We start from the raw sequence: 24,384 nt of genomic DNA, 5'->3' as shown, positions 1-24,384 counted from the left end.
GATACATGAAGGACAGGACAGGTTTAACGCTTTCCGGCGCGGTCAGCCGCCGGACGCTGATGATGGGCGCCACCGCCGGAATGGCGGCACTCGCCATGCCAAAAGTTTTGCGCGCGCAGGAAAAGCCGACATTGGTGACGTCGATTCGCTCGTTGTCCAACCCCTACCACGCGGTGTGGAAGACCGGCGCCGAGGCCTACGCCAAATGGGCCGGTCTCGAACACGTCACCCTGGTTTCGGAAGGCAACAGCGAGAAAGGCATCGCCGACATCAAGGCGATGCTGGCCAAGACCGGCGGCAACATGGTGCTCAATTCCGATCCCAACGACACCCCTGATGCACGCCCGATCGTCGAGGCCTGCGCCAAGGCCGGCGCCTATGTGGTGACGCAGTGGAACAAGCCGGCGGATTTGCATCCCAAGGACTTCAACCCGAACTATGTTTCCCACATCGAGTTCGACGGCATCGAAAGCGGCAAGACCATCGCCGAGATCCTGTTCAAGACAATTGGCGGCAAGGGCGGCATCGTCGCACTCGGCGGCCTGATCTCGACCACGGCGGCGATCGAACGCAAGAAGGGCCTCGACGCCGCACTCGCCGCCAATCCCGACATCAAGCTGCTCGACTTCCAGGTCGCCAACTGGAAATCGACTGAAGCCTTCGACCTGATGGGCAATTTGCTCACCCGCTTCGGCGATGACATCAAGGGCATCTGGGCCGCCAATGACGACATGGGCTCCGGCGCACTCGAGGCGCTGCGCGCCGAAAACCTTGCCGGCAAGGTGCCGATCGTCGGCGTCGACGGTATCAAGACGGCGGTCGACGCGGTCCGCACCGGCGAGTTCGCCTGCACCGTCACCTCGGATCCGTTCTGGCAGGGCGGCATGGGACTGGCCATCGGCTACAACGCCAAGATCGGCAAGTTCGACCCGGTCAAGGAACCGCCGGAACATCGCGAATTCTACGGCAAGGCCGTGCTGATCTCGCACGACAATGTCGAGGAATATTACAAGACCAATGTCGACGCCAAGCCGGAGATCGACTGGAACGATCTGTGGGGTCGGGTGACCGGAGCCATCCGGACCTGACCGCCGGGGCGGGCTGCTGCTCCCTGGCGGCCCGCTCCCTTTTACCGTCGTCGAGCATTGCATCCGCATCGGCGACTGTCATCAGCAGACGGGAAGCGGTTTCTTGACAATCCATACAGAACCCCTGAAGTCCGTTTCGGACATCGAGCGGACGACGCTTATGACATTTCTCCCCGGCCGCATCGCCGCCGTGTTCGGCGGCAGGCGCTGGCGCAGCTTGGCGCCGCTGGCGGTGCTGATCGTGCTCTGCGTGCTGATCGCCATCGCCAATCCCAATTTCATCGAACTGCGCAACCTGGTGCGTCTCGCCAACTCGGCCGCCGTGCCACTGACGCTGGCAATGGGACTGACCTTCATCATCCTGATGGGCAGCATCGACCTCTCGGTCGAGGGCACCCTGTCGGTGGCGGCGATGGTGGTCGTGCTGCTCGCCGCCAATGACGGCAATGGCAACGACTATGGCTGGTGGGCGGTGCTGGCCGCGGTCGTTGCCGGCACCGCCATGGGTTTCGTCAGCGGCCTGGTCCAGACCATGCTGCGGATCCCGTCCTTCATGGCCACGCTTGGCATGTGGTTCATCGGCCTTGGCCTGTCGGTCTATATGCTCGGCGGCTCGGCGATCCGGCTCAACGACGCCTCGATCCGCGAGCTGGCACTGACCCGCTTCCTTGGCCTGCCGCTGGCGGTGTGGGTTGCGACCGGGGCGTTCCTGCTTGCCGCCATCATCCAGTATCACACCAAGCTCGGCCGCCACATCCTGGCCATTGGCGGTGACGAGGATGTCGCCAAGCTTTCCGGCGTCAACGTGGTTCGCGTGCGCATCACCGCCTTCGCGCTGGCCGGCTTCTTCTTCGGCATTGCCGGTGTGCTTGCCGCCGCACAGCTTGGCCAATCGCATGCGGTCATCGGCGACGGTCGGCTGTTTGCCGCGGTCACCGCCGTCGTCGTCGGCGGCACGGCCTTGACCGGCGGCGAAGGTGGCGTCGTCAACACGCTGATTGGCGTGCTGATCGTCACCGTGCTCGCCAACGGCATGATCCTGCTCGGCATCTCGCCCTACATCCAGCAGACGGTGCAGGGCCTGATGATCATCGCAGCGGTGGCGCTGTCGCTCGACCGCGTCCGCCTCAGGATAGTCAAGTGAACGCCATGCTGCGCGCTTCCGGCATCATCAAGAACTTTCCCGGCGTCCAGGCCTTGCGCGACGTCTCGATCGAGGTCCGGCCGAACGAGGTGGTCGGGCTGATCGGCGAGAACGGTGCCGGCAAGTCGACGCTGATGCAGGTGCTGGCCGGCAGCTACCGGCCGGACGGCGGCAGCCTCACGCTGGACGGCGAGCAGCTTCGCATGCGCAGTCCGCGCGACGCGGCCCGGCATGGCATCGGCATGGTGTTCCAGGAACAGTCGCTGGTGCTCAACCTGACGGTCGCCGAAAACATCTATCTCGGTGAGGAAGACCGCTTCACCCGCTTCGGCATCGTCAACTGGCGCGCCATGAACGCGGCGGCGCGCCGGCAACTGGCCAAGATCGGCATCGACATCGACGTCACCGCGCGCACCTCCGAGCTGACCTTCGCCGCGCGCCAGATGGTCGAGTTGGCCAAGGCGCTGACGCTTGAGGAAGTGGTCGAGCGGCAGCTGCTCATCCTGCTCGACGAGCCGACCTCGGTGCTCAACGCCGCCGATATCGAGGTGCTGTTCGCCCGCGTGCGCTCGCTCAAATCCCGCGCCAGCTTCGTCTTCGTCTCGCACCGTCTCGACGAGGTGCTTGCGATCTCCGACCGTGTCTACACGATGAAGGACGGCGCGGTCGTCGCCGAGCATCGCGCGGCCGATGTCACCGCTCCGGAACTGCATGAGATCATGGTCGGGCGCGGGCTGCAGGCGGAATATTACCGCGAGGCCCGCCAGCAGGCGCCGCGCGAGACGGTCATGGTCGAGGCAAAGGGTTTGGGCGCAAACGGCGCCTATCACGGCGTCGATCTCAAGATCAGGGCCGGCGAGATCGTCGGCATCGCCGGCGTCGTCGGCTCCGGCCGCGAGGAGGTCACGCGCACCATCGGCGGCTTCCTCCAGCACGATGCCGGCGAAATGAAAATCGCCGGCGACGCGGTGCGTTTCGGCTCGCCGGAACCGGCTGTGCGCAGGGGTATCGGCTATGTGCCGCGCGAGCGCAGGCTCGAAGGGCTGGTGATGTTCCTGTCGATCGCCGAGAACATTTCGCTGGCCGACCTGTCGAGCGTCATGCGCCATGGCGCGATCGATTATGGCAAGGAGCGCCGGCTTGCCTCCGACTGGATCAAGCGGCTGCGCATCAAGGCGCCCGGCCCCGATGCCGCCTGCCGCAAGCTCAGCGGCGGCAACCAGCAGAAGGTCGTGCTGGCGCGCTGGATGACGGCGGGTTCGCGCATCCTCGTGCTCGACCATCCGACGCGCGGGCTCGATGTCGGCGCCAAGGAGGAGGTCTACGAACTGGTCCGCGATCTCTCCGCGCAAGGTGTGGCGATCCTTTTGATTTCCGACACGCTGGAGGAAACCATCGGCCTGTCGCACCAGGTGCTGGTGATGCGCGACGGCGAGATCACCGCGCGTTTCGACGCCAGCCCGGGCAACAAGCCGAACCAGGTGGAACTGTTGCGGGCGATGGTATGAGAGACCGTTTGGAAACTCTGCTCTGGCGGCCATCTGAAGGCGTTTTCTGCGCTTCTCACCAGGGCAATCGCATATGGCGGCGCCAGCCCCCCACTCCGGCCGCTGCGCGGCCACCTCTCCCCCATGTCCATGGGGGAGAGGAAACCCAAGCCTTTCAAGGCTGCGACCTCGGCGGTTGGCATTTCCTCTTCCCCCACGAATGTGGGGGAGAGGTGGCTCGGCGAAGCCGAGACGGAGTGGGGGAGCGCCATATGCAATTGCGCTGCGGTGCTCACGGACCGATGTCCGCTCCGCTCGCCGCAAGGGCGGCCCCGAAACCACCATCAGTCTTGGGAGCCCTGCGATGAATGAAGCTTTTTCGCTGCGGCGCATCTTCGAAGGCAAGTGGACGCAAGGCGCCATTCCGCTGGTCCTGCTTGTCGCGCTGCTTTTGATCATCGAGATCGCCGCGCCCGGCTTTCTCACCGGCGAGACCGTGGCGCTTCTGTTTGCCAACACCGCCGTGCTGTTCATCCTGGCGACCGGCGTCACCTTCGCCATCCTGCTCGGCGGCATCGACCTGTCGATCCAGGCGGTCGCCTCGCTGGCCAGCGTCATCCTGGCGCAGCTGCTGCCCTCGCTCGGGCTGGCCGCCTTTCCGGTGGCGATCCTGTCCGGGCTCGCCTTCGGAACGCTGAGCGGCATCGTCCATGTCAAGCTGCGCGTCCCGTCCTTCGTGGCGACGCTCGCCACCGGCGGCGTGGTCACCGGCATCGCGCTGTGGGTCTCCGACGGCCGCGCCATCACCATCGAGGAAGGCGGCCGTGAAAACACCGCCTGGATCAACGCCACGGTCGCCGGCCTGCCCGTGGTGGTGCTGATTTCGGCGGTCATCGGCATCGCCAGTTTTCTCGCGCTGCGCTACACGCGCTTTGGCCGCCAGGCGATTGCCGTCGGTGCCGGTGAGCCGGCCGCCTGGGCGGCGGGCATCCATGTCGACCGCACCAAGATCATCGCCTTCGCCGCCTCCGGCATGCTGGCCGCCGTCGCCGGGGTGGTATTGGCAGCTAGACTGTCGAGTGGCTCGCCGGTTCTCGCCAACCAGCTGCTGCTGCCGGCCATTGCCGCCGTCATCGTCGGCGGCACCGCCATCACCGGCGGGCTGGGCGGCGTCGCGCGCACCGCCGTCGGCGCGCTGATCATCTCGATCGTGCGCATCGGCATGACCTTCGTCGGCGTCAACATTTTCCTGGAAAACATGGTGTTCGGCGCGGTCCTCATCGCAGCCGTCGCCATCACCATCGACCGCAGCAAGATCGCGGTCATCAAGTGACAGATCCATCCGCACCGCCTCCCAAGCAAGCGCGGACCGGACGGGGTCGCATCAAAGGCGCGATGCGGCCCCGCCGGCTCAGGTCATTGCATCGTGTCGAGGCCGATCAACTCGATCTTGTAGCCATCCGGATCCTCGACGAAAGCGATGTGGGTGGTACCATGCTGCATCGGCCCGGGCTTGCGCGGAATCTTGGCGCCGCGCTTTTCCAGTTCGGCGCAGACGGCGTAGATGTCGTTGACGCCGAGCGCCAGGTGGCCGAAGCCGGTGCCGATCTCGTAGGGCTCTTCGCGCCCCCAGTTCAGCGTCAGCTCGACCACGGCTTCCTTGTCCTCCGGCCCATAGCCGACAAAGGCATTGGTGAACTTGCCACCGGGATAGTCGTCCCGGCGCAGCAAGGTCATGCCGAGAACCTCGGTGTAGAAGGCGATCGACTTGTCGAGGTCGAGAACCCTGATCATGGTGTGCATATAGCGAAAGCCCGGGGCGTCGCTCATTGGGGAAGTCCTCCGTGTCGGGTGATTGGCTGGTCTGACCGTCCACATCAAACAGCTGGCGGCAACATGGCCTCGCTTGATGTTCTAAATCATGGTTGTATGATAACACGACAAGCAAGGTGGTTGTCCAGTCGTTTTCCCAGAGGGTCCAGAACCAGGTCATGAATGTCGTGCCCTCCGCATCGCTGCTATCGGCCCTTGCCGGCGTGCTGCCGGATGGCGGCCTGCTGACCGAGACGCAAGACCTCGCACGCTACAGCCGCGACTGGTCCGGCGACCATTTCGGCCGCCCGCTGGCGGTCGCCCGTCCGGCCTCGGTCGAGGAGATGTCGGCGCTGATGCGGCACTGCCATGCGGAGCGCATTCCGGTCGTGCCGCAAGGCGGCCTGACCGGCCTCGTCGGTGCTGCGGTGGCGGCGGATGGCGGCGAGATCGTCATCTCACTGGAGCGCATGAACAGGATCCGTTCGATCAGCCCGATCGACTTCGCCATGGTGGTCGAGGCCGGCTGCATCCTCGAGGATGCCAAGCGCGTCGCCGCAGAGTGCGACTGCCTGCTGCCGATCACCTTCGGGGCGCAGGGAAGCTGCCGCATCGGCGGCAACGTCGCCACCAATGCCGGCGGCTTCAACGTGCTGCGCTACGGCATGACGCGCGACCTGGTGCTCGGCCTCGAAGTGGTGCTGGCCGATGGCCGGATTTGGAACGGGCTGAAGGTGCTGCGCAAGGACAATCGCGGCTATGACCTCAAGCAGATCTTCATCGGCTCGGAAGGCACGCTCGGCATCGTCACTGCCGCCGCGCTAAAACTGTTTCCCAAGCCGACGCAGATCGAGACGGCGCTGGTCGGCTTACGCTCGGTCGAGGACGCCATGGCGCTCTATGCGCGGGCACGGCGCGACTGCAGCGATCTTCTTACCGCCTTCGAACTGATCCTGCGCCAGGGCATCGAGATCACCATGCGCGAGGGCGCGGATTTTGCCGATCCGCTGGCAAAGGCCTATCCGGCCTATGTGCTGATCGAAGTTTCCTCCGGTGGGCTGATCGACCTGTCCGCCATGCTCATGGGTTTTCTCGGCGGCGTCGCCGATATCGTCGAGGACGGCATCGTCGCATCGACCCGGGCGCAGGCCGAGCGGCTGTGGCTCTATCGCGAAATCATGGTCGAGCGGCAGGGCAGGGGCGGCCGCTATCTGCGCACCGACGTCTCGGTGCCGATCTCCAAACTCGCCGATTTCGTCACCGACGCGCTCTTCGAATTGCAGCGCGCCCGGCCCGACGCGCTCGCCGTCACCTACGGCCATGTCGGCGACGGCAACATCCATTTGAACGTCGTGCCGCCGGAAGGCATGGACCCGCAAGCGGTGGAGCAACTGTTCGAAGAGGCGGAAGCCGAGATCTTTGCCGTCGTCGACCGCTATGGCGGCTCGATCAGCGCCGAGCACGGCATCGGCCGGGTCAAGCAGAAGGCGTTCCTCGACCGGATCGATCCGGTGACGCTTGATCTGGCGGCCGGCATCAAGCAAGCCTTCGATCCGCGCCATATCCTGAGCAATGGCCGCATTCTGGCAAGCAAGGCCAATCATGGTCTATAGGTGAGCGATGACGCTGAAGCTCGACAAGGTCAATCGCGGTCCGCACCTCTCAACCCTGGTTGCGAGTTCCATCTCGCGCGAGATCGCGCAGGGGCGGCTGAAGCCCGGCGACCAGCTGCCGACCGAGCAGGCGCTGGCGACCACCTTCGGCGTCAGCCGCAACGTCGTGCGCGAGGCGATCGCCCGGCTGCGCTCGGAAGGCCGCATCTGGTCGCAGCAGGGGCGCGGCGCCTTCGTGGTGGAGAGCACCAACCCGACCGTGCTGACCATCGACTATGAGGCGCTGCAGCGCGCCGACTCCTTCCGCAACCTGTTCGAACTGCGCGGCATCCTAGAGGTGCAGGCGGCAGCCCTTGCCGCAAGGCGGCGCACCGAAGCCGATCTCACCGCGATGGGCGATGCGCTGGCTGGCATGCGCGCGGCCCCCTATGGCAGCGTCGCCTGGCTGCGCAGCGACCTCGAATTCCACCGCACCGTCGCCGAGGCGACGCGCAACGCCTATATGGGTCAGTTCCTGGTCTTCGTGTCCGAGCGGGTGCGCGAGAGCATCCTTGCCGCCGGCAACCAGCAGAAATCGGACGACATGGCCCGCATCACGCTCGGCGAGCACGAGCGCATCCTGGCCGCCATCCGCGCCGGCGACGCCGAGGCGGCGCAGACGGCGATGCGCGACCATCTGGCCGGTGCGGCGCTGCGGGTGGGGTTGCACGATGGTGGTGAGGCGGCTGCGGAGCCGGCATCGCCGGTGCGGCATTCACGGCTGAGGAAAGCTGTGCGTAAGCAGGCTGCGGGATAGCGGTTTCACTCAGCCCTCATCTGCAGGGCGCCTTCACACAGCCGGGTATGGCAGCGCCATGTCCGATTTCCTGCCCTTTGCGAGGGGTCGGAGTGGGGGGGAGTGTCTCAGTTTGAAATTTGGTGGCGGACCCGCCCCGTCTCGACCGGGGGCCTCCAGCATAAAGGCTGGCGCTCTTCCCCTGAGCTACGGGCCGCCGATGCTGGTATATCAGACCGATTGTTTTTCGTAAGGACCACGCTTTTGGGCCTCAACCTGTTTAGATGGGCATCTGTCTGTGCCATAGGAACAGAAGACGCAGCAGTCGCCCGGCAACGGTTTCAATAGCGTTCCGCATCCCGCACATTGGTGGAAGTGGACACAGGCATCCTCTGGCATCATAGCCATTTCCTGGTGCCCACATTTCGGACATGTGATCGTGGATTGAAGGACCATGTAGCCTCATGCTTTCCGCTAAGCAGGCAACGAAAGACATCGTGCGCGATATCCTAGTCCGCAATGCCGACCGCAATTCGACGCTCTACACGGACCAGTCCGAGCTCTACACCGTGACTGGCACCGAATATTCAGCGCACGGCACCGTCAACCATTCGGCTGGCGAGTATGCCCGCTATGAAGGCGCGGTCGTGGTCCACACCAACACGATTGAGAACATGTTTTCAGTTTTCAAACGCGTCATGATCGGCGTCTATCAGCATTGCAAAGAAGCTCATTTGCACCGCTACTTGGCCGAGTTCGAGTTCAGGTACAACCGCTGCGCAGGTACTCAACGCGAAGCCACCCATTGATTGAAAGCCTCGTCTAGCTGGTCATTGCTCTCAGCCTCAACAGTTTGACGCATATATTTTGCCAATCGGTCAATATGGCGATGATCATAGTGTCGAAAGAAATGCTTGCCGCCTTGCTCGCCTATCGTGAAGCCAAAATAGTCTACTTCAGCACCGTCATCGTCAGTCAAAGCGGAAAGAGATTTCCGCATTGGATCGTCGCTCTTTTGACGACCTATATGCCTAGCCCATTCCCACGCCACGAAATCGGCCGAATGAAAGAGCCCCTCCAACTCCCCTTTCGGAGTGGTCGTCAACCGAGCCAATGAATATGTATCCAGAAGCGTTCGGGCAAACGGCGCATCCTGCATAAAATCTATGTATCGAATGAAGCCCCTCTGCCCTTCATCACCGGTTTCCAGCACGTATGATATTTCTCTATTTCCCCGAGAACCCGCAAACATGCCGAGCCTAACCATCGCCAGGTGGCACATGGCTCCATAAAGCAGCCTGAAACCATTCTTCAATTCGATGCTAGCCAAATCCGGCGAGGACCGGCTGGGGAAAGGTTCCGAAATCAAATGAGAGTCGCAGGACACGGCCACGGTGTATGAGGCGTACTTCTTTATAATCTCAACAATCCCGACCATGATTTCATGCTTGTCCAGATCGGAGATACCTACGAAGTCCTCTTTCCTGGCATTTAGATCCGTCATGTGGAATGTCCACCCTTTCATTAGGCGCTTCCATTCCGCGTTTCCCTTGACCGCGTTGTCATAGCCGAAGGATAAACCAGCTACAGCATAGACACCGGAGTTTAGTTTGCTGGCGTCAATGCATGCTCGAAGCACCACTACTTCCCCGATAAATCCAGTGCGAAGAGTTATGCAATCTAATAGTTTGAATCGCTCGCATGGTGTGTCCTTGTTTCATATCATCACGCGTTCGGGTACGCGAAGTACGATATGCGGATTATAATCCTATGTCATCTCAGACGTAAAGGATGCAGGTGGACAGTGGCTTGCGCTCGAGTACGCAATCGCCGCGCCTTATCGCTCCAGTCCCCATCACATCTCCGCCGCCTCCACCAGCGACACCCCATTCAGCCCCGCAACGATATCCGACAGCGCCGGCACGAACTTCTCGCCATGGCCGGTTGCGACCGCCGTGGCGAAGCCGTTGCGGACCACGGCGCCGACCGGATTGGCCACGCCCACGGCCTGAGCGAACGAGGCGAGATGGGTCATGTCCTTGAGCGCATTGACGATGGCGAAGCGCCGACTATCCGCAAGCAAGCCGGCGGATAAGGAACCCGCCCGCACCTTGGGGGCTCTAAAGCGCACCCACCAATGGATGCCTTCCTATCAAATCCGTTCGAATTTTTTCGACTGGTCGGCGAAGCGCTCTCGCGGCAGAGTGCGGCCATGTGCAACCTCTACAACATCACCACGTCGCAAGAAGCCGTCCGCCAGTGGACCCGGACTTTGCGGGACATCTTGGGCAACCTCGAGCCGTCCGTCGACATCTATCCCAACCAACCCGGCCCGGTGGTGCGCAATGCGCTGGACGGACAGCGGGAGCTTGCCAGTCTGCTGTGGGGCATGCCGACGCCAATTGAGCGGATGAAGGGCAAGGCGGACTATGGCACCACCAACATACGCAATCCACAGTATGGCCATTGGCAACAGTATGTCGGCGTCGAGAACCGCTGCGTGGTGCCCGTGACGAGTTTCGCGGAGCCGAGCCCGACGCCCGGCGACAAGGATCCCGAGACGGGCATCCAGCGGAACTATTGGTTCGCGCTCAATGAGGACCGCCCGCTGTTCTTCTTCGCCGGCCTCTGGACGCCGTGGCATGGGGTGCGCAAGGTCAAGGACGGCCCCGGCGACTTCGAGCTTTACGGTTTCATGACGACCGCGCCCAACGCCCTCATCAAGCCTATTCACGAGAAGGCCATGCCGGTGATCCTGACGACGCAGGAGGAAACCGAGACCTGGCTGACAGCGCCGTGGTCGGACGCGAAGCGGCTGCAGCGCACGGCCCCGGACGATGCGCTGGTGATTGTCGAGAAGCCGGCCACGCAGATCAAGTTTCCGCAGCAGGCTCCGCAGGCACCGGCTCAGGGCTCACTGTTCTAGGGACTGAAAAATGCACGCAATTATTTGGTTTGGCGTCGGCTTTATCATTCTTGGATGTTTCCTTTTCGCCATCGCCGGCATGATTGACATGCGAACGAACTACCAGCGACACAATGACAGCGTCCTAAGAGTGTCTAGAGAAGGTGGTCGAACAGGGGTAGATCTCTCAAATCCAAAAGCTCGATGGTGGGCTATATCCGGCATTGCAGTGGTTATTATCGGTGTTGTCATGATGGCGTTTGGCTAGAGGTTATCAGCGGGTCAATAGGCAAGCCTCCTCAGTCTTCATCTCTCCAGATCACCCTTCGCACCATGCGGATTTCGACAAGCCGCCTCACGCGTATCTTCAAGCCCTCCAATGCGCTTGGCAGCAGGATATCCACGTCGAGCTCGCGGCGTTTGCACCGCTCGCAACGCATGTGCCGGGCCACGTCCCAAAACGGAATGTCCCCGACGAGCTTGGCGAGGTCCCCCGGCAGGTAGTGGCGGGTGATGTTGCAGTTGATGCACCGGACGCGGATCAGCTGCCCGACCTCATGCGCTCGGCACAGGGTCTGCACAAGGCGGCGCGGTCGTCTGCTCTGTTCCGGCATGGCCAAAAATAGGAACGCATTCCTCTCCGAGTCAATTCGATCTTGACATTATCGTTCCCTTTTTGTTCACTGAGGCCATGCAGCGTTTGGAGGAATTGCCGTGGATCGCATTGTCACACTCAACTCTCGTCAAGAGGCCGCCCTCCAGGCCCACGCCGAGGACTTCATCGCAGTCCACAAGGGCGACGTGATGAAGGCGCTCAAGGAAATGATCGTGCTCAACGGGCACCTTCAAGAGCGGCTCGACGCGCTCTCGGCCCCGCGCAGAGCAAGCCGCTAGGGGAGGGACCGCAAATGGCCAGGGCGATGTTCCGGCTCGTGGACTCGGCCAGCCGTCGCCCGTACAATCCCGGTTCTGCTGCGCTTGAAGGACAATCTCGCGAATGGCCGAGGGACGCGTCCAACGCCGTCTTGCCGCAATCCTGGCCGCTGACGTGGTGGGTTATACGCGCCTGATGGGCAGCGACGAGGCCGGCACCCTTGGCGAACTGAAGACGATACGGGCTTCCCTTATCGACCCAAAGATGGCCGAGCACCAAGGCCGCATCTTCAAAACGACTGGCGATGGCGTCCTCGCCGAGTTTCCAAGCGTCGTGAACGCCGTGGCCTGTGCGGTCGATATCCAGCGGGCCATGTCGGACCGAAACGGGGCCGTCTCCGAGGCTCAGGCAATACAATATCGGATCGGGATCAACGTTGGAGACGTAATCATCGAGGGTGATGATGTGTTCGGCGATGGGGTGAATATTGCGGCCAGGCTTGAGGGCATAGCTCCTGCAGGCGGTGTCACGGTCTCGGGGGCGGTACGAGACCATCTTGGAAGTCGCCTCGATCTTCAGTTCGATGACATTGGCGACCAGACCCTTAGGAATGTCGAGCGGCCCGTTCGAGCCTATGCAGTGCGCCTGAATGAGGCCGCGAAGTCCCTACCCCGCAGCCTTCGCTTTCGGACAAGCCGTCCGTCGCTTTGCTGCCGTTTGTCAATATGAGCGACGACCGTCAGCAGGACTACTTTGCGGATGGGATCACCGAGAATGTCATCACCGGATTGTCCCGGTTTCGCGATCTTTTCGTCATCGCGAGCAATTCGACTTTTGCCTACAAGGGAAAAGCCACGAAGATACAGGATGCCAGTCGGGAGCTGGGTGCCCGCTATATCCTGGAGGGCAGCGTACAGAGGTCGAAGGACCGCGTGCGGATTACGGCCCAGCTCATTGACGGCAAGACTGGGCGGCACCTTTGGGCAGAGCGCTACGACCGAGGCATCGATGATATCTTTGCCGTGCAGGACGATGTCACCGAAAGAATAATCGGCAGTTTAGCCACAGCGTACGGAGGCCGACTGTTAAAGGCGTGGCAAGAGCGCCCGGAAGTCGCGGGGACACGGAACTTTCAAGCGTTGGACTACTTCGTGCGAGGGATGGAGGTCCTGAACCATTTCACCAAGGAGCACAATCAGCGTGCGCGCGAACTCTTCCGCAAGGCCAATGAGCTGGATCCCAAATTTGGCAAGGCCTTTGCGAAGGTTGCCTGGACGCACATGATGGACGTAAGCGATGGATTTAGCGAGAACCCCGAGTCTTCGTTGGCTGATGCTTTGCGATACGCCAATCTCGCGATCGAACGCGACGACGCTGAGGCGTGGGGCCATTACGCGCTCGCAGGGCACAGCTTGTTTTGCGGGCAGTACGAACCTGCCATTGCATCGTTTCAGCGCGCCCTTGATCTCAATCCCAACGATGCAGACATTCTCATGGACTTTGGCTACTGCCTGAGTTGCGCGGGAAGAACCACCGAAGGCCTCGACGCAGCACAAAAGGCGATACGTCTTAATCCTCGCCATCCCGAGTGGTACGTCCTGCAGCTCGGCCAAATTTATTACGACTCCCGACGATACCATGAGGCAGTCGCCGCTTTGGATAGTCTGGTCAAAATCGACACAGTGTACCGCTGGCTCTATTTGGCAGCCAGTCACGCAGCATTGGGGAATATGACCGAAGCGAAAATGGCCGTGGCGCGGATCGATCAAATAGACCCGGCAGCCACAATCGTTGGGCGAACTGGCCCCCAAATGACGCCTTACAAAAGTTCCGGCGATCTGGAACACCTCCGCAAGAATTTGCGCAGGGCCGGCATGCGGGAATAAGCAGAAACGCTGGCGCTTTGCCATCGGCGTACCCGGTGAGCGTCGGCTCCTATCGCAGTCTTTTCGTCAGCCTTTCGCGGACCCATGTTCCGCCGTTCACGCAGAGCGGGCTTGCCTGTATGCCGTGCTGGCAGGTTGATCCATGCCAAATCGCAAGATCGGTCGAGCGCGGCATATCCCGAAGGGCCTAGCTGGTGTCGCCACGGAGGAAGAGACGGTGAAGGCGTCACTTGAAAACTACCATGCCCGGATGCAGCGGGTGCTGGACCACATAGACCGGCATCTGGATGACGATCTGGGCCTGGAAGCGTTGAGCGGCGTCGCGGCGTTCTCCAAATACCATTTCCACCGGCAGTTCATGTCCACCTTCGGGTTGTCCGTGCATTGCTATGTCCAACTCGCCCGCATGAAGCGCGCTTCGTACCGGCTGGCCTACACAGACGCCCAAAGCGTCACGGACATAGCGATGGATGCCGGTTACGACGCACCCGATGCCTTCGCCCGCGCCTTTCGGCAACGGTTTGGGCAATCGCCGTCGTCGTTCCGGAAGTCTCCCGAATGGGAGCCGTGGCTTGCGGCCTTCGGGCCTCTCGACAACGCCAGGAGCAAGCTCATGCAGAAGACTTTTACCACCGACGACGTGACGATCCGCGATGTGCCCCCGACGCCGGTGGCGATCTTGGAGCATCGGGGCGACCCGGCGATGCTCGGCGCCACCATCCAGCGGTTCATCGCCTGGCGCAAGGCCGCCGGCCTGCACCCCAGGACAAGTCCGACCTTCAATGTCTGGCGTTCCGAGCGGCGTCCTGCGTCGCCTGCCGATTATAGCGTGGACCTTTGTGTCGGGACCGGCCAACCGATCGAGGCGTACGGCGAGCAGATCAAAGCCGGCGTGATCCCTGGAGGGCGCTGCGCGGTGCTGCGCGTCGTCGGCGACACACACAATCTGGAGCCTGCCGCGCACTACCTCTATCGCGACTGGCTGCCGGCCAGCGGCGAAGAGGCACGCGACTTCCCGATCTATTGCCAGCGGCTGAGCTTCTTCCCGGAGGTGCCGGAGCATGAGACGGTCGCGGAGCTGTTCCTGCCGCTGAAATAGGACCGCTGGACGGGGGCCTTCCGATCGCCGGAAGCGGACAGGCCGTTGCCCACTCGATCATTCCGCATTCAAGCCGCAATCCATGCCGCTGCCGGAGATGACGCTGTTGAAGACCTGCGGCGTCAGCCCGGCCTTGGCGCCGAGCGTCAGCGCCCCCGAATAGATGGTGGAGTGGCCCATCGAGACGAAATTGTTGAGCAGCTTCATGGTGTGGCCGACGGCGCGGGTTGTTCGCCCGACCTCCACGTGAACTCACGAACGATCGAATCTCGGTCGCGTCGCACCGATGGGAGTGGCTACGATCAGGCATTCGTAGTATACTTTTGCCACCTTGAAAGCGTGACGCCGTACGGCGGTTGCCTTGGGAGATGCCAAATGCGCATGTCCTTGCTCTTCATTCCACTACTGCTCGCGCACATCCCGATTGTATCGCATGCCGCCGCCATTCACGACGCCGCCATGAACGGCGACGTCGCCGCGATCACGGCGGCGCTCGATGCAGGCGCCGGCATAGATGAGAGTGATGGAACCGCAACGCCGCTCTATTTTGCGGTCTGGATGGGCCACATCGAAGCGGCAAAACTGCTCATAGAACGTGGTTCGGACGTCAACGCCCAGACGACTTGGGGTCCGCCGCTGATGGCGGCTGTGGGGGTAGGCAAGATCGATCTGTTAAAGCTGTTGCTGGAGCGGGGTGCAGATCCAAATTCCGACCGTGGCGGCGAATTCGCCCTTCATGTCGCCGTCAATCTCGATTGTTTCGACTGCGTGAAGGCACTGGTTGAGGCCGGCGCAGACGTGAATGCGAAGACAATGGACGGCAAGACGCCGCTCCATCTGGCAAAAAGCAGGGGGCAACGCGAAGTTGCCGACTATCTCTTGTCGCACGGCGTCGTCTTGCCAACACCAGCCCCGATCTCAATGAAGTTGGCTTCTGCCGATGTGGAGAAAGGCCGAACCTACTTCTCCCACACCTGTGACCGTTGCCACGACGCCGAGCCAGCGGGAGTGACCAAAACAGGACCGAACTTGTGGAGCGTCGTCGGCCGCGACAAGGCATCCATGGCAAATATGCGTTACTCCGACGCCTTGCTGGGCTGGGAGGGTGTATGGACGTACGAGGACCTGAACAGATATCTCTTCGGGCCCATGCTCACCACGCCGGGCGTTAAGATGGAGACGCCTGGTGTCCCGGACGAGACCGAACGGGTCAACGTGATCGCCTACTTGCGCACACTCAGTGACAAGCCGATCCCGCTGCCCTGAATCGATACTTATCAGCCCGGCCCCCTCACATCTCTGGCGGCTCGACCAGCGAAACCCCGTTCAGCCCAGCAACGATATCCGACAGCGCCGGCACGAACTTCTCGCCGTGGCCTGTAGCCACCGCGGTGGCGAAGCCGTTGCGCACCACGGCGCCGACCGGGTTGGCGACGCCCGCGGCTTGAGCGAAGGAGGCGAGATAGGTCATGTCCTTGAGCGCGTTGACGATGGCAAAGCGCTGGGCGTTTTCGTTGCGGTTGAGGACGAAGTCGAAGAAGGCCTGGTAGAAGCCGCAATCCATGCGGCTGCCTGAGATGACGCTGTTGAAGACCTGCGGCGTCAGCCCGGCCTTGGCGCCGAGCGTCAGCGCCTCCGAATAGATCGCCGAATAGCCCATCGAGACGAAATTGTTGAGCAGCTTCATGGTGTGCCCGCTGCCGGTCGGCCCGGTGTGGACGACCCGCGCGGCAAAGGCCTCGAGCACCGGCCGCGCGCGGGCGACGGCCTCCGCCGGGCCGCCGACCATGACGTCGAGCTTGCCTTCGGCCGCTTCCTTGGGCGTCCGCGCCAGCGGCGCATCGATCAGCGTCATGCTAAGTGCTGCGAGTTCAGCCGCAAGTGCCGTCGTCGAGGACGGGTTGGAGGTCGAGCAGTCGATGACCAGCAGCGGCTTGCCGGCAGCGGCCAGGCCATCCGGCCCATTCACCAGCATTTCGACCTCGCGCGAGCCGGTGACGCACAGGATGACGATGTCGCAGGCGGCGGCGAGTTCGCGCGGGCTTGCCGCTTCGGTGGCGCCGGCTTTGACCAACCGATCGGCGGCAGTGCGGCTGCGATGCACGCACACGGCCAGCGGCCAGCCCTTTTGCAGCAGGTTGGCGGCCATGCCCGAGCCCATGCTGCCCAGACCGATGAAGCCGATGCGTTCTTTCATGCCATCCTCCAATGACCCACGTTCGCGGGCCGCATTTCGTCACCTTGCGGCGGGCACCTGTCGATGCAATCCTTTGACGAAGAATCGGCCTTTGCCGGACAATCGAACCGGAGTCCCCCGATGGCGGAGCCCATGCTTTTCGATGCCATACCGCAAGCGCCCAATCTGCGGACCGGGCTCGTCAACACGCTGATCGCGCAGATCGAATCCGGCGACCTGGCGCCAGGTCAGCGGCTGCCGACCGAGCAAGAGATCGTCGCCGCCACCGGCGTCAGCCGCACCGTCGTGCGCGAGGCGCTCGCCGCACTGCGCGCCCGTGGCCTGATCACCACGCGCCAGGGCCTCGGCGCCTTCGTCGCCAAGGATCCGCTGCCGAGGACCTTTTCCATCCTGCCGGACGACCTTGAATCGATCGACGAGGTGCTGCGCGTGCTCGAACTGCGCATGGGCATCGAGGTCGAAGCGACCGGCCTTGCCGCCGAGCGGCGAAGCGACGCGGCGCTCGAACGGATGGGGTCGCGGCTGGATGCGCTGGAGGCGGCGGTGCGTGCCGGCGGGTCGGGCTCGGAAGAGGATTTCGGCTTTCATCGCGCCATTCTCGCGGCGACGCAGAACGCCAATTTCACCCGGCTGTTCGACACCTTCGGCAGCGCCATGATCCCGCGCCAATGGATACGGCTCGACCGGATGACCCTGCCGGAGCGGGAGAAATACCTGGCCCGCATGCAGCGCGAGCATCGCGCCATTCTTGCGGCAATCGAGGCCAGGGATGCCAACGCGGCGCGCCGCGCCATGCGCAGCCATTTGACCAAGAGCTATGCCCGCTTCGAAGAGTTGCGCGACAGGGCAAGCCACGACTAAGTGAATGCTCATGCCGTGGCTCCCGCCACGCCGCCGAGATAGAGTTCCCGCATCAGCGACATGTCGCGCAATTCGGCGATCGCTCCGGAGACGACGATGCGGCCGTTCTGCATGAGATAGCCGCGCGACGCGACGGAGAGCGCCAGGCCGGCATTCTGCTCGACCAGCAGCACCGAAGCGCCGAAGCGCTCGCCGATGCCGAGGATGATCGCCTTGATCTCCTTGACCAGCAGCGGCGACAGGCCGAGCGACGGCTCGTCGAGCAGCAGCACGCGCGGCCGCGTCATTAGCCCGCGCGCAATGGCCAGCATCTGCTGCTGGCCGCCGCTCAGCGAGCCGCCCTTGTCGCGCCGCTTGGTGGCAAGGATCGGGAAGAAGGCCAGCATTGTTGCGAAATCGGCCTCCACGGCGGCATCGTCGCGGCGCGCATAGGCGCCGAGACGCAAGTTCTCCTCGACGCTCATCTCGACGAAGATCTTGCGCCCTTCCGGCACCAGCACGACGCCGCGCCTGGCCATGACATCGGCGGCAAGCCCGGTCACCTCGGTGCCATCGAAAGAGATGCTGCCGGCGCGCGGACGGATCAGCCCGGCGATGGCCTTGAGCAGCGTCGACTTGCCGGCGCCGTTGGGGCCGAGGATGGTGACGATCTCGCCCGCCCCGAGCGTCAGCGAGACGCCGCGGTTGACGATGGTCGGCCCATAGCCGGTGACGACATCGGAAACGGCGAGCAGGTTCACAGATCGCCCCCCAGATAGACTTCCAGCACCTTGGGATCGGCAAGCACCGCGTCGGTCGGCCCGTCTGATATCTTGGAGCCGAAGTCGAGCACGGCAAGGCGTCGGCACAGCATCTGCATCAGCTTCATGTCATGGTCGATGACGCAGACCGATATGCCGTGGCCGGGAAGCTGGCGGACGAGTCCGACTAGAGCCGTGGTTTCGCGGTCGTTGAGGCCGGCGGCGGGTTCGTCGAGCAGGAGCAGCGACGGCCGCGTGGCGAGCGCCAGCGCAAGGCCGAGCAGGCGCAGGCTGCCGAACGGCAGCACGCCGGCCTTCTCGTTGGCAACCGCGCTCAGCCCGACGAAGTCGAGCAGCGCCTGCGGCGTCGCCCACGGGTTGGCGGTGGTGCCAGTCCCCACATGCTCGCGGGCGATCCGGACATTCTCCAGCACGCCAAGGCCGGCAAAGGCCATCGCCTGCTGGAAAGTGTAGCCGATGCCGGCCCGCGATATCGCATGCGGCTTGAGGCCGGTGATGTCCTGACCGCGAAACAGCACGGTGCCGCCGCTCGGCCTGTGCACGCCGGTGACGACATTGAACAGCGTCGTCTTGCCCGAACCGTTCGGACCGACGACACCAAGGATTTCACCCTCTTCGATGGCGAGGTCGACGCCTGCCAGTGCGGTGACGCCGCCGAACTGCTTGCTCAGGCCGCTGATGGCCAGGATCGGGCTCATCGCCGCGCCTCCGAGGGCGCCGCGTTGCGCTGTTCCGTCTCCTGTTTCGGCTTGCCTGACAACACTGCACGAAGCGCGCGCACGATGCCGCCGATCAGGCCGTCGGGCAAAAGCATGATCACCGCGATCAGGCAGACGCCGTAGACGATGCGCGACTGGACCGGATCGAGGTTGAGCACTTCCGGCAGGAAGGCGACCAGGATGCCGCCGGCGAGCGGTCCCTCGATCAGGCGGGCGCCGCCGATCATGACCATCAGCGCCAGGTAGATGCTGGGGAAGGAGGAGAACTGCGACGGCGAGATGTGGCCGAGGAAAGAGGCCAGCAACACGCCGGAGATGCCGGCAAAGACGCCGCTGACGACGAAGGCGCCGATCTTGTGCCGCCCGACATTGATGCCGAGCGAGGCGGCAAGCTTCTCGTTCTCCCGGATGGCGCGCAGCGTGCGGCCATAGGACGAGTTGATGATCGCCCAGCTCGCTACCGCCGCGGCCGTCACGAAAGCCACCACCATCAGGTAGTAGCGCGTCAAATCGCTCATATCGGCGCCGAACAGGGTGACCGGGCCGGCGAGGTCAAGTCCTGTTGCAGCGCCGGTATAGTCGCCGCCATTGGTGAGGACGATGGCGAGCAATTGGCCGAAGGCAAAGGTCATGATGACAAAATGGTGGCCGCCGACGCGCAGCGACGGAATGCCGACGATCATCGCGAACACGGCACTTGCCAAAGCCGCCGCCGGCAGTGCTGCCCAAAACCCCACGCCAAAGTCCCGCGCCAGGATCGCCGCCGCATAGGCGCCGACGCCGACCAGCGCCGCGTGCCCCATCGACAGGATGCCGGTCTGGCCGAACAGCACCGACAGGCCGTAGAGCGCGATCACGTTGATGCCGGCCGAGATCGCCAGCGACAGGAAGCGGTTGCTCGGCGAGAACAACGGCACCAGCGCAATCAGCGCCAGGATGACCAGCACCGGCAGCAGCGATCGCAACGCCTTGAGGCCGGAACCCGCGCGATCCTGGTGGAGGCCCTCCTTCATGACGCCATCCTGGGTCCGCTGGTGCCGCCGAACAGGCCGTGCGGGCGGACGATCAGCACCAGGATCATCAGGGCGAAGGAGTAGGCATCGGTCCATTGCGAAAAGCCGTAGCCGGCGCTGAAGCCTTCGACGATGCCGAGGATGAGCCCGGCGGCGACGGCGCCGTAGATGTTGCCGAGCCCGCCGATCAGCGCCACGGCAAAGCCCTTCATCACCATGGTGCCGCCGGTGAACGGCGTGATCGGAAACAGCGCGATCAGCAATGCGCCGCCGAGCCCGGCCAGCGCACTGCCGAGCACGAACACGCCGGTGATGTAGCGGCGCACCGGAATACCCATCAGGGCAGCCGTATCGCGGTCCTCGACGCTCGCCCGCAACGCCCGGCCGTAGCGGCTGGCGGTTATCATGCGGAAGCTGAGCGCCACCACGACAATGGTGATCGCGATGACCATGACCCGCACCGAGGCGATGCGCACGCCGCCGACCTCCCAAACCGTGGTCAGCGGGCGCGGGATGCTCTTCTGGTTGGGGTTCCAGAACAGCACGACGACATGCTGCAAGACGACGATCAGGCCGAGCGAGACGATGAAGCCGTTGGTCGGCCGCTCCAACGTGAAGCGGAAAAGGCCACGCTCGAGGACGTAACCCATCAGCCCGACCGCCAGGATCGCCAGCACCACGGCCAGCGGGAAGCCGAGGCCGGCGCTGACGGCAAGCCAGGTGACGATGCCGCCGATCATTAGGAATTCACCATGGGCGAAGTTGATGATGCCGGTCAGGCCGAAGATCAGGGTGACGCCGATGGCGATCAGCGTAATCACGCTGGCGATCGAAAGCCCGTTGAGGATCTGCTGTATGAAAATGTCCACGGCTCGCTTCCGCTGTTGACGTGGTGGGCGCTGTTGACGTGGTGGCCGGTGATCCGGCTCTGCCTGCATTCCGGGAGGCATGAGTTGGCGGCGCGAGTGACGCCGCCAACTCAAGGTCGGTTCGCCAGATCAGCTCTTCGGCGCTTCGGCCGGCGGCTGCTGCATCGAGCAGGAGATGGCGCCGCCGGGTGCTGCGGCGCAGACCTCGGTGGCATGGGTGACCTGGTGGGTTGGATTAAAGGTCAGGTCATCAGAGACCACACCCTGATGGTGCAGTGTCAGCAGCGCCTCCACCGTCTTGTCCGGATCGAAGCTGCCGGCCTTCTCCCAGGCCTCGGCGAGGAAGTGGACGTAGTCGTGGTAAAGCAGCGACACCGACGAGGTCACGCCGTGCGGCGCGCCGGCGGCGAAGTAGGCGTCGAAATAGGCCTTGGCCTTCGGGTTGGACGACTCGCCCCAGCATACCGGAACGCAGCTCATCGCCACCGGCACGTCGGCCGAAAGCTGCTTTTCCTTCCAGATGCCGGGGTCGACGCCGAACAGGAAGTAGCTCTTGGCGGCTCCCAGTTCGAGCGCCTGCGGCAGCGCCGTCAGCGTTGAATCGCCATTGTACCAGAAGTGGATGATATCCGGATTGAGGCTCTTGGCGCGGGTCAGGAACGGCGAGAAGTCGGTCGTGTCAGGCGGATAAAAGATGATGTCGGGAACGTCCTGCCCCTCGGCCTTCAGCGCCTTGAAATAGTAGGACGACAGGAACTGGCCGGTGGCGTCGTTGCCGACGATCATGACCGACTTCTTCGGCTTGTAGCCAAGCAGCGGCTCGAGCAGCGTCAGCACGCCGCGCGCGGTCGATCCGGACCGCTGGAACTCCTGCGGCTCGGACTGGAACAGATAATGATCCTCGCCGCCCGGCTTGACCGAGTCCGGTGTCAGGATTTTCGCCAGCGTCGAATTGCCGGCGAAATGGATGATCTTGGCCGGCTGCGTGATCTTGGCCATGGCCAGCGTGAAGTCATGCGTTTCCGATCCGAAGATCGCCTGCACCTTGACGTCGCGCACCAGTTCTTGGGTGGCGGCGATTGCGGTCGCGATATCCGTGCGGTCGTCGCGCTTGACCATTTCCAGCTTGTAGTTCTTGCCGCCGACATTGATGCCGCCGGCGTCGTTGATCTGTTTCACGGCAAGTCCGACGCCTGCCGGCAAGGTATGGCCGGCGGAGACGAACGAGCCCGACTCCGCCGCGACGACGCCGATCTTGACGATGTTGTCCTCGGCGAATGCCGGATGAGCAAGCACGCCAAGGCACAAGGCCGCCGACGCGCCCATTTTCAGAACGGTTTTCAACTTGAGATCCTCCCGACTCCAAATCATTGCAGTCTTACCGTGTTGTCATACAACCCTGTTATCTGGTAAATCTAACGAACGGGGATGTCAATCGCGTTGCCATGCGATAAAAGGCGGCCCGCAGATCAGGAATCACCACCAAGCCGCAGTTAGGAACAGGACATGCAGTCACGGAAATTCGGCCGTACCGGCCGCGACGTCAGCGAGATCGGCTTTGGCTCATGGGCGATCGGCGCCGCCTGGGGCGAGGTCAATGACGACGATGCGGTGGCTGCCCTGCATGCCGCCCTCGACGCCGGCGTCACCTTCATTGATACCGCCGACGTCTATGGCGACGGCCGTTCCGAAAAACTCATTGCCAGGGTGATGAAGGAGCGCGGCGGCGAGCGGCCGTTCATCGCCACCAAGGCCGGAAAGCGCCTGCCGCAGCAAACGGTCGAGGGGTTCAACCAGAAGAACCTGACCGACTGGATCGACCGCAGCCTGAGATATCTCGAGGCCGACACGCTCGATCTGGTGCAACTGCATTGCCCGCTGACCGACCTCTACTACCACCCGGAAGTGTTCGAGCGGCTCGATCGGCTCGTCGAGCAAGGCAAGATCCGCAACTACGGCGTCAGCGTCGAGCGCGTCGAGGAGGCGCTGAAGGCGATGCAGTATCCCGGCGTCGTCAGCGTCCAGATCATTTTCAACGCCTTCCGCCAGCGGCCGGCGGAACTGTTCTTCGACCTGGCGAAAAAGAACGATGTGGCGATCATTGCCCGCGTCCCGCTGGCCAGCGGTTTGCTGTCGGGCAAGTTCAAGGCCGATACCAAATTCGAGGACAGCGACCACCGCAAATTCAACCGCCATGGCGAGGCCTTCGACGTCGGCGAGACCTTCTCGGGCGTGCCCTATGAGGTCGGTTTGGCGACGGTCGAGCGCATCCGACCGCTGGTTTCCGACGACACGACGATGGCCAAATTCGCCCTGCGCTGGATCCTGATGTTCGACGCGGTCACGGTGGTCATCCCGGGCGCCCGCAATCCGGCGCAGGCGATATCCAATGCCGAAGCGGCGGACCTTGCGCCGCTGTCGGATGAACTCATGGGCAAGATCCGGGATATCTACGACCAGGACATCAGGCCCCATGTGCACCAGCGCTGGTGATCGAAGGCCCGCAAAGCCTCGTCAATTCACGGACAGCTTCGTGATCGCCTGCCACGGGCTGCGTCCTTCCGGACGCATTTTCCCCTCGACTATCCACAGGTTCGCCCGGCTATTTCGATGCGCGGGGCGGTGGCGTAGAATGACGCGCAATTCGATGGGTCTGCGGCCACCAATGGCTTGGGAACGAAGTGGAGAGCTTGAATGCGGAACACGATGTTGGGCGTCGCGGCACTTGCCCTGGCCGCGTGCCAATCGGCTCCTGAACCGCCGCAATCGGCCGCTCCCGAACCTGCGTTGAACCCCGCTGCCATTGCTCCCCTATCTACCTTGGATCCCGCTGCTGCTGCTCCTGGTTCGGCAACGATGGATCAATCCACGACGATCACCCCGCCAGCGAAAGGCGTTCCAGCAAAGTACGCCGCATTCTCGGGCATGTGGGCTGGACGGTTGGAGGGGACGTCCGAAGCCAAAGTCGCTGTGCAGACGATTTCTCCCAGAGGCGATGTGACGGCCACCGTTGCGTGGGGGAATCTGGGCGACAACAGTCCCGGAGAGGCAGCCGGCGCTGGAAGAATTTCGGGGAGTACATTGAAGCTCAAGCGCCTCCCGAATGGCGCGGACGTCAGTCTTGTGATGCTGCCCGAAGGAACCTTGGCCGGAACCGTAGCGCTTGCCGGCCAGACCTACACGGGCCCGTTCATCAAGCAATGATCACAGAACCATCCAACCGGCGCATTGATTGCGCATTGCCTTCCGGTTCATCGCGGACTGTTCAAGCGTTCCGATGG

The 24,384-nt window shown here is 63.1% G+C and carries 27 protein-coding genes and 2 pseudogenes; 17 read left to right on the top strand and 12 right to left on the bottom strand.

Annotated features, from left to right (window positions below; genetic code table 11):
• The first annotated feature begins 5 nt into the window (after positions 1-5).
• From AC07FD_RS05505 to AC07FD_RS05490, 4 genes are all read left to right on the top strand, one after another.
• The gene (locus tag AC07FD_RS05505) at positions 6-1,088 is read left to right on the top strand and encodes a sugar ABC transporter substrate-binding protein (protein WP_478349004.1); all 1,083 of its coding nucleotides are present in this window, start codon (positions 6-8) and stop codon (positions 1,086-1,088) included.
• A 160-nt stretch (positions 1,089-1,248) separates the two neighbouring features.
• Positions 1,249-2,232, top strand: a complete 984-nt coding sequence (locus AC07FD_RS05500; protein WP_478349023.1) for an ABC transporter permease — start codon at positions 1,249-1,251, stop codon at positions 2,230-2,232.
• 5 nt (positions 2,233-2,237) lie between these two features.
• Positions 2,238-3,740 (top strand): sugar ABC transporter ATP-binding protein, encoded by a 1,503-nt coding sequence (locus tag AC07FD_RS05495; protein ID WP_478349022.1) that lies wholly within the window; start codon positions 2,238-2,240, stop codon positions 3,738-3,740.
• A gap of 343 nt (positions 3,741-4,083) precedes the next feature.
• Positions 4,084-5,052 carry an ABC transporter permease gene (locus AC07FD_RS05490; RefSeq protein ID WP_478349003.1) on the top strand — a complete coding sequence of 323 codons (969 nt, stop codon included), beginning with the start codon at positions 4,084-4,086 and terminating at the stop codon, positions 5,050-5,052.
• 83 nt (positions 5,053-5,135) lie between these two features.
• Here AC07FD_RS05490 and gloA read toward each other — a convergent pair whose 3' ends face one another.
• A complete protein-coding gene (gene gloA / locus AC07FD_RS05485) occupies positions 5,136-5,549 on the bottom strand; it encodes a lactoylglutathione lyase (protein ID WP_041004220.1) in 414 nt (137 codons plus the stop codon).
• A gap of 161 nt (positions 5,550-5,710) precedes the next feature.
• Here gloA and AC07FD_RS05480 point away from each other — a divergent pair, with 161 nt between their 5' ends.
• Entirely contained in the window at positions 5,711-7,144 is a 1,434-nt protein-coding gene (locus AC07FD_RS05480; RefSeq protein WP_478349002.1) for an FAD-binding oxidoreductase, read from the top strand.
• Between the two features lie 7 nt (positions 7,145-7,151).
• Positions 7,152-7,940: a FadR/GntR family transcriptional regulator gene (locus AC07FD_RS05475; protein WP_478349001.1), complete on the top strand. Its 789-nt coding sequence runs from the start codon at positions 7,152-7,154 to the stop codon at positions 7,938-7,940.
• A 210-nt stretch (positions 7,941-8,150) separates the two neighbouring features.
• Here the strand turns inward: AC07FD_RS05475 and AC07FD_RS05470 are convergent, their stop codons facing one another.
• Positions 8,151-8,375 carry a GDCCVxC domain-containing (seleno)protein gene (locus AC07FD_RS05470; RefSeq protein ID WP_478349000.1) on the bottom strand — a complete coding sequence of 75 codons (225 nt, stop codon included), beginning with the start codon at positions 8,373-8,375 and terminating at the stop codon, positions 8,151-8,153.
• A 23-nt stretch (positions 8,376-8,398) separates the two neighbouring features.
• Here AC07FD_RS05470 and AC07FD_RS05465 point away from each other — a divergent pair.
• A pseudogene (locus tag AC07FD_RS05465) lies at positions 8,399-8,695 on the top strand (IS1595 family transposase); the annotation flags it as partial.
• 11 nt (positions 8,696-8,706) lie between these two features.
• Here the strand turns inward: AC07FD_RS05465 and AC07FD_RS05460 are convergent.
• Together AC07FD_RS05460 and AC07FD_RS05455 are read right to left on the bottom strand one after the other, a co-directional pair.
• Positions 8,707-9,558 (bottom strand): hypothetical protein, encoded by an 852-nt coding sequence (locus AC07FD_RS05460; protein WP_478348999.1) that lies wholly within the window; start codon positions 9,556-9,558, stop codon positions 8,707-8,709.
• A gap of 216 nt (positions 9,559-9,774) precedes the next feature.
• Positions 9,775-10,050 carry a hypothetical protein gene (locus AC07FD_RS05455; protein WP_478348998.1) on the bottom strand — a complete coding sequence of 92 codons (276 nt, stop codon included), beginning with the start codon at positions 10,048-10,050 and terminating at the stop codon, positions 9,775-9,777.
• Positions 10,051-10,131: 81 nt separating this feature from the next.
• Here AC07FD_RS05455 and AC07FD_RS05450 point away from each other — a divergent pair, with 81 nt between their 5' ends.
• Both AC07FD_RS05450 and AC07FD_RS05445 read left to right on the top strand, forming a co-directional pair.
• Positions 10,132-10,845: an SOS response-associated peptidase gene (locus tag AC07FD_RS05450; RefSeq protein ID WP_478349021.1), complete on the top strand. Its 714-nt coding sequence runs from the start codon at positions 10,132-10,134 to the stop codon at positions 10,843-10,845.
• Between the two features lie 10 nt (positions 10,846-10,855).
• Positions 10,856-11,092, top strand: a complete 237-nt coding sequence (locus AC07FD_RS05445; RefSeq protein WP_478348997.1) for a hypothetical protein — start codon at positions 10,856-10,858, stop codon at positions 11,090-11,092.
• 31 nt (positions 11,093-11,123) lie between these two features.
• Here the strand turns inward: AC07FD_RS05445 and AC07FD_RS05440 are convergent, their stop codons facing one another.
• Complete coding sequence (locus AC07FD_RS05440) at positions 11,124-11,438, bottom strand: hypothetical protein (RefSeq protein ID WP_478349020.1); 315 nt, start codon at positions 11,436-11,438, stop codon at positions 11,124-11,126.
• A gap of 100 nt (positions 11,439-11,538) precedes the next feature.
• On the opposite strand from AC07FD_RS05440, the gene AC07FD_RS05435 reads away from it, so the two are divergent.
• From AC07FD_RS05435 to AC07FD_RS05420, 4 genes are all read left to right on the top strand, one after another.
• Entirely contained in the window at positions 11,539-11,718 is a 180-nt protein-coding gene (locus AC07FD_RS05435; protein WP_378923490.1) for a hypothetical protein, read from the top strand.
• A 103-nt stretch (positions 11,719-11,821) separates the two neighbouring features.
• Positions 11,822-12,427, top strand: a complete 606-nt coding sequence (locus AC07FD_RS05430; protein ID WP_478348996.1) for an adenylate/guanylate cyclase domain-containing protein — start codon at positions 11,822-11,824, stop codon at positions 12,425-12,427.
• Entirely contained in the window at positions 12,424-13,584 is a 1,161-nt protein-coding gene (locus AC07FD_RS05425) for a tetratricopeptide repeat protein (RefSeq protein WP_478348995.1), read from the top strand. Before AC07FD_RS05430 ends, AC07FD_RS05425 begins: the two co-directional genes overlap by 4 nt.
• A gap of 217 nt (positions 13,585-13,801) precedes the next feature.
• On the top strand, positions 13,802-14,683 hold the full coding sequence (locus AC07FD_RS05420; RefSeq protein WP_478349019.1) for an AraC family transcriptional regulator: 882 nt from the start codon (positions 13,802-13,804) through the stop codon (positions 14,681-14,683).
• Between the two features lie 75 nt (positions 14,684-14,758).
• Here the strand turns inward: AC07FD_RS05420 and AC07FD_RS05415 are convergent.
• Positions 14,759-14,899 (bottom strand): annotated as a pseudogene (locus tag AC07FD_RS05415) (NAD-binding protein); the annotation flags it as partial.
• A 159-nt stretch (positions 14,900-15,058) separates the two neighbouring features.
• Between AC07FD_RS05415 and AC07FD_RS05410 the strand changes: the two are divergent.
• Positions 15,059-15,949 carry an ankyrin repeat domain-containing protein gene (locus AC07FD_RS05410; RefSeq protein ID WP_478348994.1) on the top strand — a complete coding sequence of 297 codons (891 nt, stop codon included), beginning with the start codon at positions 15,059-15,061 and terminating at the stop codon, positions 15,947-15,949.
• Between the two features lie 25 nt (positions 15,950-15,974).
• Here the strand turns inward: AC07FD_RS05410 and AC07FD_RS05405 are convergent, their stop codons facing one another.
• Positions 15,975-16,880 (bottom strand): NAD(P)-dependent oxidoreductase, encoded by a 906-nt coding sequence (locus AC07FD_RS05405; RefSeq protein ID WP_478348993.1) that lies wholly within the window; start codon positions 16,878-16,880, stop codon positions 15,975-15,977.
• Between the two features lie 120 nt (positions 16,881-17,000).
• Here AC07FD_RS05405 and AC07FD_RS05400 point away from each other — a divergent pair, with 120 nt between their 5' ends.
• Complete coding sequence (locus AC07FD_RS05400) at positions 17,001-17,741, top strand: FadR/GntR family transcriptional regulator (protein WP_478348992.1); 741 nt, start codon at positions 17,001-17,003, stop codon at positions 17,739-17,741.
• Between the two features lie 8 nt (positions 17,742-17,749).
• Here AC07FD_RS05400 and AC07FD_RS05395 read toward each other — a convergent pair whose 3' ends face one another.
• The 5 genes from AC07FD_RS05395 to AC07FD_RS05375 all read right to left on the bottom strand — a co-directional run bounded on the left by AC07FD_RS05395 (position 17,750) and on the right by AC07FD_RS05375 (position 22,447).
• Positions 17,750-18,481 (bottom strand): ABC transporter ATP-binding protein, encoded by a 732-nt coding sequence (locus AC07FD_RS05395; protein WP_478348991.1) that lies wholly within the window; start codon positions 18,479-18,481, stop codon positions 17,750-17,752.
• Positions 18,478-19,200 carry an ABC transporter ATP-binding protein gene (locus AC07FD_RS05390; RefSeq protein ID WP_478348990.1) on the bottom strand — a complete coding sequence of 241 codons (723 nt, stop codon included), beginning with the start codon at positions 19,198-19,200 and terminating at the stop codon, positions 18,478-18,480. The genes AC07FD_RS05395 and AC07FD_RS05390 overlap by 4 nt, the downstream gene beginning before the upstream one ends.
• Positions 19,197-20,234 (bottom strand): branched-chain amino acid ABC transporter permease, encoded by a 1,038-nt coding sequence (locus AC07FD_RS05385; protein WP_478348989.1) that lies wholly within the window; start codon positions 20,232-20,234, stop codon positions 19,197-19,199. The genes AC07FD_RS05390 and AC07FD_RS05385 overlap by 4 nt, the downstream gene beginning before the upstream one ends.
• Entirely contained in the window at positions 20,231-21,103 is an 873-nt protein-coding gene (locus tag AC07FD_RS05380; RefSeq protein ID WP_478348988.1) for a branched-chain amino acid ABC transporter permease, read from the bottom strand. Before AC07FD_RS05380 ends, AC07FD_RS05385 begins: the two co-directional genes overlap by 4 nt.
• Positions 21,104-21,232: 129 nt before the next feature.
• Positions 21,233-22,447 carry an ABC transporter substrate-binding protein gene (locus AC07FD_RS05375; protein ID WP_184871728.1) on the bottom strand — a complete coding sequence of 405 codons (1,215 nt, stop codon included), beginning with the start codon at positions 22,445-22,447 and terminating at the stop codon, positions 21,233-21,235.
• A gap of 162 nt (positions 22,448-22,609) precedes the next feature.
• Here AC07FD_RS05375 and AC07FD_RS05370 point away from each other — a divergent pair, with 162 nt between their 5' ends.
• On the top strand, positions 22,610-23,596 hold the full coding sequence (locus tag AC07FD_RS05370) for an aldo/keto reductase (protein WP_478348987.1): 987 nt from the start codon (positions 22,610-22,612) through the stop codon (positions 23,594-23,596).
• 201 nt (positions 23,597-23,797) lie between these two features.
• Complete coding sequence (locus AC07FD_RS05365; RefSeq protein ID WP_478348986.1) at positions 23,798-24,307, top strand: hypothetical protein; 510 nt, start codon at positions 23,798-23,800, stop codon at positions 24,305-24,307.
• Positions 24,308-24,384: the final 77 nt, after the last annotated feature.

The sequence above is a fragment of the Mesorhizobium waitakense genome, from assembly GCF_056431085.1.
The sequence above is the reverse complement of the archived record's forward strand: the minus strand, read 5'-3'. Positions and strand labels throughout refer to the sequence as shown.